The sequence below is a fragment of the Halomonas sp. N3-2A genome, assembly GCF_002216165.1.
Lineage (GTDB): Bacteria > Pseudomonadota > Gammaproteobacteria > Pseudomonadales > Halomonadaceae > Vreelandella.
Genome location: NZ_CP022286.1, coordinates 2,408,413 through 2,422,629 on the forward strand (window position 1 = coordinate 2,408,413; position 14,217 = coordinate 2,422,629).

10 protein-coding genes are annotated in these 14,217 nt (G+C 55.5%); 5 read left to right on the plus strand and 5 right to left on the minus strand.

Annotated features, from left to right (window positions below; genetic code table 11):
- Nucleotides 1–220 precede the first annotated feature (220 nt).
- The 5 genes from CEK60_RS11275 to CEK60_RS11295 form a co-directional block, all read right to left on the minus strand.
- Nucleotides 221–1,087 (minus strand): DUF7281 domain-containing protein, encoded by an 867-nt coding sequence (locus tag CEK60_RS11275; RefSeq protein WP_089039110.1) that lies wholly within the window; start codon nucleotides 1,085–1,087, stop codon nucleotides 221–223.
- Nucleotides 1,084–2,313: a hypothetical protein gene (locus tag CEK60_RS11280; protein ID WP_089039111.1), complete on the minus strand. Its 1,230-nt coding sequence runs from the start codon at nucleotides 2,311–2,313 to the stop codon at nucleotides 1,084–1,086. Before CEK60_RS11280 ends, CEK60_RS11275 begins: the two co-directional genes overlap by 4 nt.
- The gene (locus tag CEK60_RS11285; protein WP_038481552.1) at nucleotides 2,310–2,939 is read right to left on the minus strand and encodes a condensin complex protein MksE; all 630 of its coding nucleotides are present in this window, start codon (nucleotides 2,937–2,939) and stop codon (nucleotides 2,310–2,312) included. Before CEK60_RS11285 ends, CEK60_RS11280 begins: the two co-directional genes overlap by 4 nt.
- A complete protein-coding gene (locus CEK60_RS11290) occupies nucleotides 2,936–6,601 on the minus strand; it encodes an ATP-binding protein (RefSeq protein WP_089039112.1) in 3,666 nt (1,221 codons plus the stop codon). Before CEK60_RS11290 ends, CEK60_RS11285 begins: the two co-directional genes overlap by 4 nt.
- A 168-nt stretch (nucleotides 6,602–6,769) precedes the next feature.
- Nucleotides 6,770–7,444 (minus strand): GntR family transcriptional regulator, encoded by a 675-nt coding sequence (locus CEK60_RS11295; protein ID WP_089039113.1) that lies wholly within the window; start codon nucleotides 7,442–7,444, stop codon nucleotides 6,770–6,772.
- 248 nt (nucleotides 7,445–7,692) lie between these two features.
- Between CEK60_RS11295 and CEK60_RS11300 the strand changes: the two genes are divergently transcribed.
- The 5 genes from CEK60_RS11300 (at nucleotide 7,693) to CEK60_RS11320 (ending at nucleotide 14,217) form a co-directional block, all read left to right on the plus strand.
- Nucleotides 7,693–9,249: an ABC transporter substrate-binding protein gene (locus tag CEK60_RS11300; protein WP_089039114.1), complete on the plus strand. Its 1,557-nt coding sequence runs from the start codon at nucleotides 7,693–7,695 to the stop codon at nucleotides 9,247–9,249.
- Between the two features lie 76 nt (nucleotides 9,250–9,325).
- Nucleotides 9,326–10,303: an ABC transporter permease gene (locus CEK60_RS11305; protein WP_089039115.1), complete on the plus strand. Its 978-nt coding sequence runs from the start codon at nucleotides 9,326–9,328 to the stop codon at nucleotides 10,301–10,303.
- Complete coding sequence (locus tag CEK60_RS11310; protein WP_089039116.1) at nucleotides 10,300–11,133, plus strand: ABC transporter permease; 834 nt, start codon at nucleotides 10,300–10,302, stop codon at nucleotides 11,131–11,133. Before CEK60_RS11305 ends, CEK60_RS11310 begins: the two co-directional genes overlap by 4 nt.
- Before the next feature lie 9 nt (nucleotides 11,134–11,142).
- On the plus strand, nucleotides 11,143–12,798 hold the full coding sequence (locus CEK60_RS11315; protein WP_089039117.1) for an ABC transporter ATP-binding protein: 1,656 nt from the start codon (nucleotides 11,143–11,145) through the stop codon (nucleotides 12,796–12,798).
- Nucleotides 12,799–12,834: 36 nt separating this feature from the next.
- Nucleotides 12,835–14,217 (plus strand): FAD-binding oxidoreductase, encoded by a 1,383-nt coding sequence (locus tag CEK60_RS11320; RefSeq protein ID WP_089039118.1) that lies wholly within the window; start codon nucleotides 12,835–12,837, stop codon nucleotides 14,215–14,217.

Sequence of the window (14,217 nt, forward strand, 5' to 3'; positions counted from 1 at the left end):
TTATCGGGAATCCACCTTGACCTTGACCTTGATCTTGACCTGCAGCAGCCCGAAATCCCAGGTCAACATGGATTCCCGCTAAGGGCCTGCGGGAATGACGGGGGCGGCTCGGAGGACTTGGGTGGAGTCATTTTCAGGCACTTATTAAACAAAAAAACCCAGCCCATCGGCTAATGCCAGTCAGCCTTAACCGACCGGCATTACAGCCCTAAGACTGCTTTTAACTGAGCGATACACACACTAGCTCCCCTCCGAACCATTGCTGTTTTAGCCCGCGCTGTTTTTCCAGCAGGGTTAAGTATGGGCGTAGAAGGTGGTGGCTAGGCAACGTAACGTTAAGTTGACGTAGGCGGCGTTGGAATGGCAGTTGTTCAGCGGGTTGGTGTAGGGGCGTGACGTGCTGGGTAAGCCACTCGATGTCGGGTAGCAGCAGATGTGTGGCGCCGCTGTCTAGGGCTAGGGTCACGCCCTTGGCATCGAAGTCACCGGCGTAGAGGTGTGGCCGATTGGTTTTGCGCCATGCTGTTGTCAGTTGGGCAAAGCCACCACCGTAATGGCTGTCACCACGGTAAACGACCAGCGGGTTAGCGTAGCCGCTCAGCGCTGCTATCTCTGGCGAAAACGCGTAGAAGCTATCCAGGTTTTCCACTTGGACGAGCGCACCAAACACCGCCAGCTTCAAGCCGCTTACATCAACATCGCGTATGCTGCGCGGCTCTGGCGCAAGCCATGCAGAGGGCTGCGGCGGCAAGTTAATCAGCACGCGTTTTGCACGAGGGCCTTCGCGGCGGCTTTTATCCTCTTCAACCCCTTCAGCTGCTTGGGCGGCACTGCTTAAACCACTTAACGAGCGCCCTAGCGGTGCCAAACGGTCACTCTCCAACATGCTGTCGATTTGCGCCATGAGCTTAGCATCAAAACGCAGCGCTTGGCTGGAAAGCCGCATACCTAGGTCAATATCTTGCTGATGGCACCATGCCACTACATCTTCGACCCACTTGCCACGAGATTTTTCTACCACGGGCTGGCGGTTAAGCTCTCGAACAACACTGTTAAGCCCGGCACGGGCGCGGCCTGATAACGTCATACCGCCACCGCCAGTGCAACGTCATGAATCAGGCGCAGATCATTAAATGGGCTGGCAGGTGACTCGTCTTGGTGTAGGCGAAACGCCTGCTGCTCGCTACGTGGCAAGCCCTGGTATTCGGAGATAACCTGAAACAGCCAAATTTCATCGGGCCAATCGAGCTGGCTGTCATACAGATAAGCGAGGGCGCTGATTGGCTCGGCGGGGGGCTGGTCTAACACTGCGAGGTAAAAGCGTTCAACATCTTGTTTAAGCGCCTGCTGGCGCGCAGCGGCGAGGTTATCTTCCGGCGTGAGCGCAGGCACTGCCGACTCAACGGTTTGCGTGGCATGGCGTGGGGTTGGCAACTCATGCAGCAGTTCTGCCAGCACGCGACTTTCCAGCGCGCGATCTAGCGCTGGCGCAGCGGCGGCGTGTAACGGCGCAGCGTGGTTAAACAACGCTGGTACATCGCTGCGTTTGGCGTAATTACTCGGCACAAAGCCTGGATGTTCGCGCATAAACGCGACCATGCCGCTGATCAGGCGGCTGCGTGCCTGCTGTTTGCGAAAGCGTGCCATTAGCTCAATTAACCGCCGTTGCACTTCCCGCAGGCTGGTGTAATGGTGGCTTAAGCGCTGCTGTAGCTGGCTGATGAGTAGCTTGCGCAGGCTGCCATCGCTGCCTACTAACGCAATCAGTTCATCGAAGTCGATCAGTGCCAGGCCATCTAGCAACCTAACAATCTGCTTCTGGGCACGGTCGTTTTCGCGGATCTTATCGCTCAACTGGCTAACAAAGCCGAAATCGCTATTGAGCCGCTGCCAAAGGCTATCAATGGCATCGGCAAAACGACCGTTTAGATCGTCAACTTCCTGGCGCAGGCGCAGCAGTTGCTGCTCCTGTCGCCAATGCTCACCTTGGCTGCGAGCTTCACGGTAGCTGTGCACCAACGAACGCATTAGCTCAAGGGTTTCCGCAACATCGGCATTCACATGGCGGCGGGTTTCGTCGGCCAGCATTTCAGCGATCAGCTCGCGCACCTTGGGAGCGAGCTTTACGCCGCTCTGCTCATCGGGCCGCCATAACACTCGAGCAGCCAACAGCTTGCGCAGCGCACTGTCGTTGAGTCCGTCTAACGGCACGTCATCGCGAGTGTAGCCCTGCATCAGTCGTTCGGCATGCTTGCCCAACAGCGCCAGCCGTTCAGCGCCGGTTTTGAGCAGGCGGCTTTCCAGTTCGCTCACAGCAGCGCCTCCTGGGCACCCTCTTCCCGCTCCGCATCGATGGGCAAGTTTTCCTCATCGCGGATAAAGCGCACCACCTCGATTAGGTAATCAATTTTACCGGTGACCACAAACACCTGACGCTCAGTGTGGGGCTGAAGCAAGTAGCCATGCTCTTTCAAGCGCTTGAATAGCTGCTTTACTTGGGCATCCAACTGGTCGCTCTGGGAACCAAAGAAGCTGTCTGTGGCTAGCCGTTCCAAACGCTCACGCAGGCTTTGGTTGTCTTCGCACTTAGCGCTGAACTCAGCGGGCTTGAGCACGTCGCCAGGGGCCGCTAAGGTGTCGCGGCCTAGCGCTTCTTGAACCAGCTGCAACCATTCCAGCAATGGCAACAGGCTGTTGACCGTGTCACTCAACTGGCGCGATAGCTGCTCCCGAGCGGCCTCGTTCAGCTGTCGCCAAGCTAAAAAGTAGACACTGCCTTCATCATTGCTCGCCAGCCTACGGTTGAGCGGGCGCAGGTAGTCATCAATCGCGTCGCGGGTCTCTTCATTTGCCAGATGGCGAAAGGCGTTGTCATCACTGACGGCGCAGACAAACTCACCAGCCAGCAAGCGTTCCAATAGCGGGCCATGTTCGATCATGCGGTCACCTCTTGCTGACGCTCCTTGATCCGCTGCGCAAGCGGGCTAAGGCGCGGCTCAATACGTTTTAGCAGGCGCTGGCTGGGCTGGTTAGGGTCCCGCTCAATCAGGTAGCGATTAGCAAACAGCAGCAGCACATCCGATTCTGGGTTGGGGAAAGCCCCCACAATGTGGATACGGTTGCTGTCACAAGCGTCGAACAACTTTTCGACATTGTGATAGGCCAGCGTGCCGATTTCATCAATCGGCCAGTGGATAGCGATTTGCGCATCCCCCCGTAGCAGCCGCGTAAACGCCAGCAGGAACTTACATAAAATCAGGTAGGCCATGCCATGGCTTGAAGACTCCAACAACTGGCGGTCGTTTTTGATCACTAGATCAGTGCCGCCTTCGTTTAGATGCAGTTCAAGGCGCAGCAGGCTTTCGAAGCTGTACTGCTGGTCGCTGCGCAGCAAATCGACCACATCGGCCAGTGCATTAAGATAGTCGTCGCTGGGCAGCATCTGGCCAGATTCTCGCCACGCTTTGTAGCGCTGGGCGAACAGCTTTAAAGGCTCCCAGAAGCCTAGTTCATCAATCGTCGATTGAATGCGCACTTCCGCTTTGCTGATACCTTCTAAACGCAGGTCATCCGCCACTTCGTCGGAAAGCCGACGACTTTGCGCACTAATACGGCGGTTTAAGTCACGGAAGACAATAAAGAATTTATCGAGATCATCGCTTAAATTGCGTCCTTCCTGAATCAGTTGCTGCTGTTGATCTTCCAATAGTTTTAGCATGTCGCGCAGCAGCGGCAACACTAGTCGTGGGCTGTCGTTTGGCAGCTTCTCACGTTCACTTTGCAGTGCATCGGCAAAGCCGCTGCTGGCATCTTTAATCAGCTGGCTTTCTACCTCCAGACAGCCTCGGCGCAGCTGTTCAAGCTGCTGATGGCGGCTGGTTAACGCTTGGCGAGCACGCTCAATGCGCTCCTCCATGTCACCCACGGCATTCGCTAAGGGCGCACCCTCTGAAACGATGTCCAAGCTTTCCAACTGGGTCAGTAAAGGCTTTAGGGCTTCTACACTGCCGTGGGCATTTGCGCGCTGAATTTTTAGTTCATTAACCGCCGTTTGATGCGCTTCACGTGCGCTATGGAAGTCATTTTTGAGGCGCGCTTTTTCACGCTTCAACTGTTGATCAAGCTGAACAAGTTCGGCTTCCTGAGCCACTAGCTGGGGCTTGTGCTGGCTCCACTCCACGCGCATAAAGCGTTGGTACTCGGTGAGCTCTTCCTGGCGAGCGGCGATTTTACGAATGCGTTCACTCTGCTGCTCTAAGCGTTTCTTCGTTTCCTGAAGCTGCGCGGGGTCCACGCCCTGCTCGGCAAGCTCCTGGCTGAAGGCGGCTTCTAACTCGCTGCACTGGCGCTGATGTTCCTTGTTGGCGTCGCTAAGTTGCTGCTTGTACTGACGTAGCTGCGCATCCAGGCTATCCAATTGGCTTTGCGCGTCGGCTTTCAACTCCAGCAACTGGCCTTGATGCGTCTCAGCAAGCTCGTCAAGCGCCTGGCGTTTCTCTTCGCGCAGTTCGGCCTGAGCCTGCTCTTGGCGAGTCAACGCCGCTTGGTGCTCGGCTCGGCGAGCCTGCTGACGCTTGGTATGGCGCTCTTGCTGCTGGCGGCGAGCCTCAAGGGCATACTCCACTTCCTGTTCGGCCCGCTGATACCCCATGCGCGCCTGATCTTGCGCCTCATCAGCCTGCTGAACCCGTTCGTTGTGCTGCTTTAGGGCTTTTTCGGCAGCGACACATTCCGTTTGAGCACGCTGTTTAGCGCCATTCGCCTCTTCAATCGCCGCCAGCAAACTGGCTTCGTCTTGAGCGTAATCCGGCAGCGCAATAGCGCTTAGGTCCAGCGCTAGCCCGAACAGGTCATCGCTGGCGTCTTCAGCAAGCTGCGGGGCGAGATCTCGACGTTCAAGCAGTTCTGGGGCAATGACCTTGCCGAGTTGCTGCTCCCAACCAGGACGGTGGTAGCGCAAGAAGTGGCGCAAGCTGCCCTGTTCGGGGTCGCGCTGTTGATAGAGCGCATAGCAGTGTTGTTCAGCTCGCTCACGCTGCTGACGACACTGCACCAACTGCTGCTCGGCGGCATCGCGTTCACGTTTGTGGCTTTCAAGCTCGCGGCGTAGAGCTTCCAACGTGGCCGCAGCGGCGCTGCGTTCCTGCTGTGTTTGGTCTAAACGCGCTTGGGCAAGCTCGGCTTCTTGAGCCTCTTCAACGGTTTGGGTGGGCATTGCCAGCTGCGCTTTTAATTCGGCAAGCTGCTCAACACCCAACTCTAACTGCGCTTGATACTCACCCTCTAGCCGTTGGCGCTCTTGCTGATAACGCTCGTTATGCTGCTGTTCGGCTTGCCATTGCTGCTCTCGGCGTTGGGCTTTTTCCTCGACCAGGGCATCTATCAACTCCTGGTTTTCTTGGGTTTGGCGGGCAAGTGCTTCGGAAAGCTCGCGTAACCGGCCATCTAAGCGCGCCTGGCTCTCTTTTACCGCGTCTTGCATGACCTGCAGATGCTTCTGAAGCTGATCACGCTGTTCACGCCACTGGGGCAAGGCGTTGATGTCTCGCTCCAGGCCAGTCATGTCGGCATCGGCGTAGTGCTCAAACTGGGTTTGCAGATCATTCAGGCGGCGCTGCGTGTGCTGCAAGTCGCTTGCGACTTCACTGTGGCGATCGTTCAGCTCATCGCGCTGCTGGGTGTAGGCATTTTCACGCTGTTGGAACTCGCGCTGGTGGCGGTTTAGCTCACCATCCAGATCCGCAATGCGCTGCTCTGCCTGCTGATGGTCGGCGCTTAGCTGGGGTTTCAACTGCCAAAGCGTGGTCTCTAACTGGGCCAATTCGCGGTCGATACCGCCAAGCTTAGTCAGCGAAGCTTGCAGCGGCTCAAGGCGCATGGACTGGCGCATCTGGGCAATCCACTCCCGCGCTTTGGCACTGCGAATGCGGGTGACCGGCAGCTCGACGCCATCCTCTTCGAAAATTGCCGCCAGCATGGTTTTGAGGGTATCCATCTTGCCCTCTTTCGCATGCACAGCAGAGACCAGTTTTTCGATATGACGGATACGCCGTTCAGGGTTAACCAAACTAAACTGCGCTGCAATTTGGCGCAGCTTTAATCCATCGCGGCTATTACCGTGCAGCTGGGTAAAATCGTTTTGAATCACCGAGCGAAACTCGGAGGTGGCTCCCAATTTGGAAGAGACAGCAATCCCGCTGCGACGCAGTCCGCTAGACCACTGTGGGTACTCCAGCGCTAAGGGGCCTTTTTCAGTTTCGATCAGATAGTCTTCTGGCCGGTAAGGGGCACCGACAAAACGGTACTCCACGCCACCTTCTTGCTTGCGCGTCAGCACGACTTGGCAAACATTGCCTGCTTCGCGGCGGTATTCGTAAACGAGATAGCTTTGACGAGTGGGCAAGTAGAAGGCATCAAACTTCATGCGGGTTTTCGGCACCACCTTATTGGGCAGCTCACCGTAAAACACCGGCACTAACCGCTGAAGCGTGGTTTTGCCTGACGCGTTGGTGCCGCAAATATTGGTGTGGCCATCCACATTGAGTTCAACCACCCCCGACAAGTGGCCGTGAATCATAACGATGCGTAGCAAATGCGCCATGCCGTGTCCTTGATCGTCAAACGTCCGAAAACGCTATCTTGCCAGACCTGGAGCAAGGCGACATCTGTTCAGGTGTGAACTATTGATTTATCTAATGACAATGCACATTGTGATCGACTGCTAACACCATTTGTATTCCTACCTCTCACTCTTCATTCGCTCTCTTAGTCACTCTCCCACGCTGTTGACCACAAAATCCCTAGCAACGCCTATATGGTAGTCAATGGCCTCACGGCAAGCCTCAGAACTGCCGCTACCTAATGCATCCAGCAGCTTAAAGTGACTGGTGGCAATGGTATCGGGGGCTTCGTGGGTTTTGGTGATCAGCGTAATGCACAGGCGAAGTTCGTGGGTTAAGCCATCAAATGCCCGCAGCAGCCGCTCATTACCCGCGTGATGAATCATTAAGCGATGAAACTGCAGATCCTCCTCAATGCGGCGTGTTCCATCATTGCTGACTGCCGCGTCGCACAAAATCTCTACCTGCTGTTTTAGCGCGCGCTCAGCGTCGCTGCTGTAGCGCTCCGATAAGCGTTGGATAGCATGGCGTTCCAGGCATAACCGCAGATCGAAAACATCCTCTAATTCAACGGCATTCAACGCCCTAACAAAAAAACCGCGTCTTGGTTTTGAGATTAAAAGCCCACGACTTTCCAATAAGCGAGCAGCTTCGCGAACCGGCGCACGGCTAACGCCTAAATCCCGGGAAAGCTGCACTTCTGAAAGCCGCTCTCCAGGCAAAAAGTGTTGCTGGATAATCGCTTGCGTCAAATAGTCGGCCACCTGCTCAACAAGGTTTTGCTGTTGAATAAAGCCGCCAGGAGCCACTGGGGAAGAGGCCATAGAGTTTACTCTTATTAGGTATTACGTACTTTTAGTATGACGCAAAAAAGCATTCTGTCGACGGCCGATTGACGACTGTCGACAGTTTTACAAACCAATGCTATGTTCAAAAAGGCCTCATATAACGATCTATAACCAAAATCCATAACAACAACTGGGCTGTTTTGTATCACGCCTCGCTCGCCTAACAATAACGTAAATCCATTACGTGACAGGCTTTGGCCTAGTAACCGAGGAGCAGAAACAAAATGAGAACACCTTTGGCTTTGGCAATTTCCGCTGCAGCACTCGCTTTTTCGTCGGCTGCCCTGGCAGACGACCCGAAACAAGGTGGTACGGTTAACACTATTATTCAGCCAGAACCGCCAGGCTTAGTGCTGGGAATGGTGCAAAACGCGCCTACGCGCACCGTGGCAGGCAATATCTATGAAGGGTTGCTGCGCTACACCACGGATCTGGAACCCATGCCGCAGTTGGCTGAATCATGGGACGTCAGCGACGATGGCCGCACCTATACTTTTCACCTAAGGGAAGATGTTACCTGGCACGACGGCGAGCCATTCACCGCTGACGACGTGGTATTTTCTGCCGATGTTTTCCACCGCGAACTGAACCCCAGTGCGCGGGCCGTTTTACAACATGTGGAAAGCATCGAAGCAACGGATGACCACACGGTGGTATTTACCTTAACCGACCCCTTCGGCCCATTCCTGATCTCCTTTGAGGCAGGCACCTTCACCATGGTGCCTGAGCACCTGTATGCGGGCACCGACTTCCGCAACAACGAACACAACGACCATCCGATTGGCACAGGCCCTTTCAAGTTTGCTAATTGGGAACGCGGCACCGTGATCGAGCTGGTTAAAAACGATGACTACTACGAAGACGGGCTCCCCTATCTGGATGGCGTCAACTGGCACATCATTCCTGATGGTGGCTCCCGTGCCGTTGCCTTCGAGAACGGCACTATTGATGTACTACCCAGCGGTACCGTTGAGAACTTTGATATCCCGCGTTTATCCGCGATGGATAACGTCTGTATGACGGAAGAAGGCCACGAATACTTCAGCCCCTTCGCCATGCTGTGGATGAACAACCGTGAAGGCCCCACCGCCGACAAACGCTTCCGCCAAGCAGTGATGTATGCCATGGATCGCGAGTTTGCCAAAGATGTGCTGTGGAATGGCTTAGGCAATGTGCCGCTCTCAGCCTTTGGCTCCAACGCGCGTTTCCAACATGACGGTTTAGAACCCTACGATCACAACCCAGAGCGCGCTCGTGAACTGTTGGCAGAAATGGGTTACGACGGTGAAGAGATCACTATTCTGCCGCTTCCTTACGGTGAAACGTGGACCCGTTGGGCTGAGGCCGTACAACAGAATCTGCGTGAAGTGGGCATTAACGTAAGCACCCAAGCCACCGACGTGGGCGGCTGGAACCAGCGCCTGGGCGATTGGGATTACGACCTCGCCTTTACCTACCTATACCAGTACGGCGACCCGGCACTGGGTATTTCACGCACCTACCTGTCCGACAATATTGCCAAAGGCTCGCCCTGGAATAACGTCGAAGGCTACGAAAACGAGCGTGTCGACGAGCTATTCAACGAGGCCGCCACGGCTTTCCCCGACGAAGAGCGCGAAGCGCTTTACAGTGAAGTTCAGGAAATCCTGCACGAAGATGTGCCCGTTGGCTGGCTGATGGAACTGGGCTTCCCGACCCTGTACCGCTGTGATGTGCAGAACCTCGTCACTTCCGGCGTGGGTGTCAACGACGGCTTTAAAGATGCTTGGCTAGATCGCTAAACCCAAGCCACCCAGGTAGCGAGAGCTACCTGGGTTTTTTAGCTATGTCTTGAAGGTATTAGCCAGGAAACGACTTATGGTTTACGCGCGCCTCATTCTGATGCGGCTGTTTAAAGCCGTGATTGTGCTGTTTTTAATCGTTATTTTTAACTTCCTGCTGATTCAGTTAGCCCCCGGTGACCCGGCCGCGATTCTGGCTGGCGAAGCGGGTGCCGCGGATCAGGAGTTTCTCAACCAGCTGCGCGAGCGGTTTGGACTCGATCAGCCGATGTACGTGCAGCTGTGGCGCTACGTATCGGGTATCGCCATGCTCGACTTTGGCTACTCCTATCGGCTTGGTGTGCCCGTCTTTGATCTGATTATGGATCGTTTGCCCGCCACGCTGCTGCTAACCGGTACGGCGTTTGTGCTCTCGCTGGTACTCGGCATTGTGGCAGGTTCCATGGCGGCGGCGCGGGTTAAAAAGCCCTCTGGCTCACTGATTATGGCGCTAGCCCTGGTGTTTTATGCCACACCGCTGTTTTGGGTAGCGCTGATGTCGGTGGTGGTGTTTTCCGTTTACCTCGGCTGGTTGCCCGCTTACGGTCTTTACACGGTTGGCGCTGACCACACTGGCTTCGCGCTTGTGCTTGATGTCGCCACGCATTTAATACTGCCTGCCACCACGCTGGCGCTATTTTTTATGGCGATTTATACCCGCATGACGCGCACCTCGATGCTCGATGCAGCCCAGCAGGACTTCGTTAAAACCGCCCGTGCGAAGGGTTTAAAACCTAGCGTCATTCAGCGCCGACACATTCTTCGCAATGCCTTACTGCCGATCATCACCCTGGCAGGCTTGCAGGCTGGGCAGATGGTTGGTGGCGCTATTTTGACGGAAACCGTGTTTGCCTGGCCGGGTATCGGGCGGCTGATGTTTGAAGCGTTACAGCAGCGTGACTACAACCTGCTGCTGGGGATTTTCTTCTTCTCGGCGGCGTTAGTGATTGTCTTCAATATTATTACCGACTTGGTTTACCGCCTGGCTGATCCGCGCATCAAGGGGGCCTCATGAGCTTTTTCGCACGCTTTGCGCAAAACCGTGGCGCCCTGGTAGGGCTGATTATTCTGCTGCTCATTATCGTCATGGCGATTCTGGCGCCGCTGCTATTTCCCGAGTCTCCCTGGCGCATGGTTCAGCGGCCCTTTTTGCCGCCGCTTTCCCAAGATGGCTTTCTGCTCGGCACCGATACCATGGGTCGCAACGTCGCCGCAGGCTTAATGCATGGCGCCTGGGTATCGCTGCTGATTGGTTTGGTATCCACTAGCGTTGCCCTGCTGATTGGCGTGCCACTGGGGGCGATTGCGGGGTACTACGGGGGCCTGATTGACGACGTACTTATGCGCTTTACCGAGTTCTTTCAAACCATCCCCAACTTTGCCCTGGCAATAGTGCTGGTAGCGATTATGCAACCCAGCATCACCTCCATTGTGCTGGCGATTGCGCTGGTCAGTTGGCCCCCGGTTGCCCGTTTGGTAAGGGCAGAGTTTATGTCGTTGCGGCACCGTGAATACGTTGAAGCGGCTCGCTTAGTCGGCCAAACCAACAGCACCATTATCCTGCGCCAGATTCTGCCTAACACGCTGTCGCCGATTATTGTGCTGGCCTCATTAATGGTCGCCACCGCTATTTTGCTGGAATCGGCGCTGTCGTTTTTAGGCTTGGGCGATCCCAATGTGATGTCCTGGGGCTACATGATTGGCGCGGCACGTACGGTTATTCGCCAAGCGTGGTGGCTGAGTTTCTTCCCTGGTGTGGCGATTCTACTCACCGTTCTGGCGTTGAACTTAGTCGGCGAAGGGCTAGACGATGCGCTTAACCCCAAACTTTCCCGCGAGCGCTAGGAGCCCTTCATGACGGTCACTATTGATTCTAAAAAACAGCACCCATCAGTTGAAACAGTGCTTAGCATTCGTGACTTAAGCGTGGCGCTACCCAAAGGGGCCGACCGTGCCTTGGCGGTGGAAAACGTTAGCTACGACGTTAATCGCGGCGAAATCATGTGCGTGGTAGGGGAATCCGGCTCGGGGAAATCAATGGCCGCCAACACCGTGATGGGCTTGCTCCCTAAAGGCGTGCGCCCCGTTCAAGGTGAGGTTAACTTTCTCGGCCAAGACGTCATCACCCTAACCGAGAAACAGCATCGCGCTCTGCGCGGCCTTAAAATCGGCATGATTTTTCAGGAACCCATGACCGCACTTAATCCGTTAATGCGAGTGGGCGCCCAAATCGCCGAGGTGTTTGAAGCGCATGGTCAACTGACCCCGAAACAGCGCCAGGAACGTGCCCTGGAGCTGTTGATTGAAGTGGGTATCCCACAGCCAGAAAAAGCTATCAGCGCCTACCCTTTTGAGCTATCCGGTGGTCAGCGGCAGCGCGTCATGATCGCCATGGCATTAGCCCTTGAGCCCGTGCTGTTGATCGCCGACGAACCCACCACCGCGCTGGATGTGACTACCCAGGCGCAGATCCTTGAGCTTATTCGTGATTTACAGCGCCGCCGTGGTATGGCGGTGATGTTTATCACTCATGATTTTGGGGTCGTGGCTGAAATCGCCAACCGCGTCTGTGTCATGCGCCATGGTAAAATTGTCGAAATCGGCGAAGCCAAAGAGGTGCTGGAAAATCCGCAAAACACCTACACAAAAGCACTGATTGCCGCCATTCCCAGCAATGCAGTGCCACCCCACCGTGAAACAAGCCAGGTGGCTCCGCTGCTAGAGATCAAACAGCTTAATAAAGTCTTTCGTTCACGCGGAGGCTGGTTTAAACCTGCCCGAGAAGTCCGCGCACTGGATGATATCTCGCTAACTCTGGCCCGCGGCGAGACCATGGGTATTGTTGGTGAATCGGGATCGGGGAAATCCACCCTTGGCCGCTGTGTGGTGCGCCTTGAACACCCAGACAGCGGTGAACTGTTGCTCGATGGCGTTAATCTTTCACAGCTAAAAGGCGACGCGCTGCGTCGTGAACGCCACCGCGTGCAGATGATTTTTCAGGACCCCTACGCCTCGCTTAACCCACGCACTCGGGTCGGCATGGCGATTGCGCAAGGGCCGATGGCCAATGGCACACCCAAAGATGTGGCACTCAAGCAGGCAGGAGAACTACTTGATCTAGTCGGCCTTGGCGCAAGCGCCGTGGAGCGCTACCCACATGAGTTTTCCGGCGGGCAGCGTCAGCGCATTGGCATTGCTCGTGCGTTAGCGCTAAACCCTGAACTGATTGTCGCTGATGAAGCGGTCTCGGCACTGGATGTGTCTATTCAAGCCCAGGTGCTTGAACTGCTTGAAGAACTGAAGCAACGGCTGGCGCTTTCACTGCTGTTTATTACCCACGATTTACGGGTAGCCGCGCAAATTTGCGACCGCATCGTGGTGATGCAGCATGGCCGTATTGTTGAGCAAGGCAGCGCTGAGCAAATATTCCTTCAACCGAAAGAAGCCTATACCCAGTCACTGCTTGATGCGATTCCTGGTCGTCAAGCGCCAGTGGCGGCTACCGCCTAATCACTGAACCGTTAACCTCTTTATCAAGGAACACCCATGCAGATACCCCTGGAGGCGCTGCGCACACTTGTTGGTTCTGCCCATGTGCTCACGGGCGATGATGTCACTAGTCGCCGTGTTGACTGGATGACCGGCGCGCCCTGCCAAGCAGGCGCCATCGTGCGTCCGGCAGACACCGAACAGTTAGCGGCTGTCATGCAGGCATGCCATGCGCTTAAACAGCCCGTCGTGACCCACGGCGGCTTAACCGGTTTGGTCCATGGCGCGGAGGCGAGCCCAGAAGAATTGGTCATTTCCCTGGAGCGCATGACCGCTATCGAAGAGATTGATCAGGTCGGCGGTACGATAACGGTGCAAGCGGGCGCCCCCCTTCAGCGGGTTCAAGAAGCCGCTAACGAGGTAGGTCTGCAGTTCCCGTTGGATTTAGGCGCACGGGGAAGCTGTACGATTGGCGGCAATATCGCGACTAATGCTGGCGGTGTCAGGGTGATTCGCTACGGCATGATGCGCCAGCAGGTGCTGGGGCTTGAAGCAGTGATGGCCGACGGGCGTGTTGTCAGCTCCATGAATCGCATGCTGAAAAATAATGCAGGGTTTGATTTAAAGCAGCTGTTTATTGGAAGTGAAGGCACCCTGGGGATTATTACTCGCGCCGTGCTGCGGCTTCAGCCGCCTACCCCTAGCGAACAAACGGCACTGGTGGCTTGCCACTCGTTTGACGCGCTAACCGGGCTATTAAGCCATATGGGCAAAGCGCTTGGGGGTGGCCTGGGGGCGTTTGAGGTAATGTGGCAAAACCACTATCGCCTGCTCACTGAAACGCTGGCGAGGCACACGCCTCCGATTCCGCCAGAGCACCCTTTCTATGTGATTATCGAATCGCTCGGCAACGATGAAACTCACCATGCAGAACAGTTCCGCGAAGCGCTTGAACAGGCATTTGAACACGACTTAATCGTCGATGCTGTGATTGCCCAATCAAGCACTCAACGCGATGGTCTCTGGGCGATACGAGAAGATATTGAAGGGCTAGTCAAGGGGCTGGCCCCCGTCCTGACCTTTGATGTCAGCCTCCCCATTGCCGATATGCAGCGCTATACCGATGCATTAGAGAAACAACTGGTACAACGCTGGCCAGATGGCCGCCTGGTGGTATTTGGCCATCTTGGCGACGGCAACCTGCATATTTCTATTAGCGTTGGCAGCGATGCGCCAGAAGAGCGCCACGCGGTAGAAACACTGGTTTACGAGCCACTTAAAGCACTGGGAGGCTCTGTTTCAGCAGAGCATGGCATTGGTTTGGAAAAACGCCCCTGGCTTAGCACCTGCCGCTCTCAGGCGGAAATTGAATTAATGCACACACTGAAGCAGGCGTTTGACCCACATCAGTTGCTTAATCACGGTAAAATTTTGAGCTAA

Bases quoted from the DNA above. Each gene is read 5' to 3' on its own strand.
- CEK60_RS11275 (WP_089039110.1), bottom strand. From the start codon at position 1,087: ATGACGTTATCAGGCCGCGCCCGTGCCGGGCTTAACAGTGTTGTTCGA.
- CEK60_RS11285 (WP_038481552.1), bottom strand. From the start codon at position 2,939: ATGATCGAACATGGCCCGCTATTGGAACGCTTGCTGGCTGGTGAGTTT.
- CEK60_RS11315 (WP_089039117.1), top strand. From the start codon at position 11,143: ATGACGGTCACTATTGATTCTAAAAAACAGCACCCATCAGTTGAAACA.
- CEK60_RS11305 (WP_089039115.1), top strand. From the start codon at position 9,326: ATGGTTTACGCGCGCCTCATTCTGATGCGGCTGTTTAAAGCCGTGATT.
- CEK60_RS11320 (WP_089039118.1), top strand. From the start codon at position 12,835: ATGCAGATACCCCTGGAGGCGCTGCGCACACTTGTTGGTTCTGCCCAT.
- CEK60_RS11310 (WP_089039116.1), top strand. From the start codon at position 10,300: ATGAGCTTTTTCGCACGCTTTGCGCAAAACCGTGGCGCCCTGGTAGGG.
- CEK60_RS11295 (WP_089039113.1), bottom strand. From the start codon at position 7,444: ATGGCCTCTTCCCCAGTGGCTCCTGGCGGCTTTATTCAACAGCAAAAC.
- CEK60_RS11300 (WP_089039114.1), top strand. From the start codon at position 7,693: ATGAGAACACCTTTGGCTTTGGCAATTTCCGCTGCAGCACTCGCTTTT.
- CEK60_RS11290 (WP_089039112.1), bottom strand. From the start codon at position 6,601: ATGGCGCATTTGCTACGCATCGTTATGATTCACGGCCACTTGTCGGGG.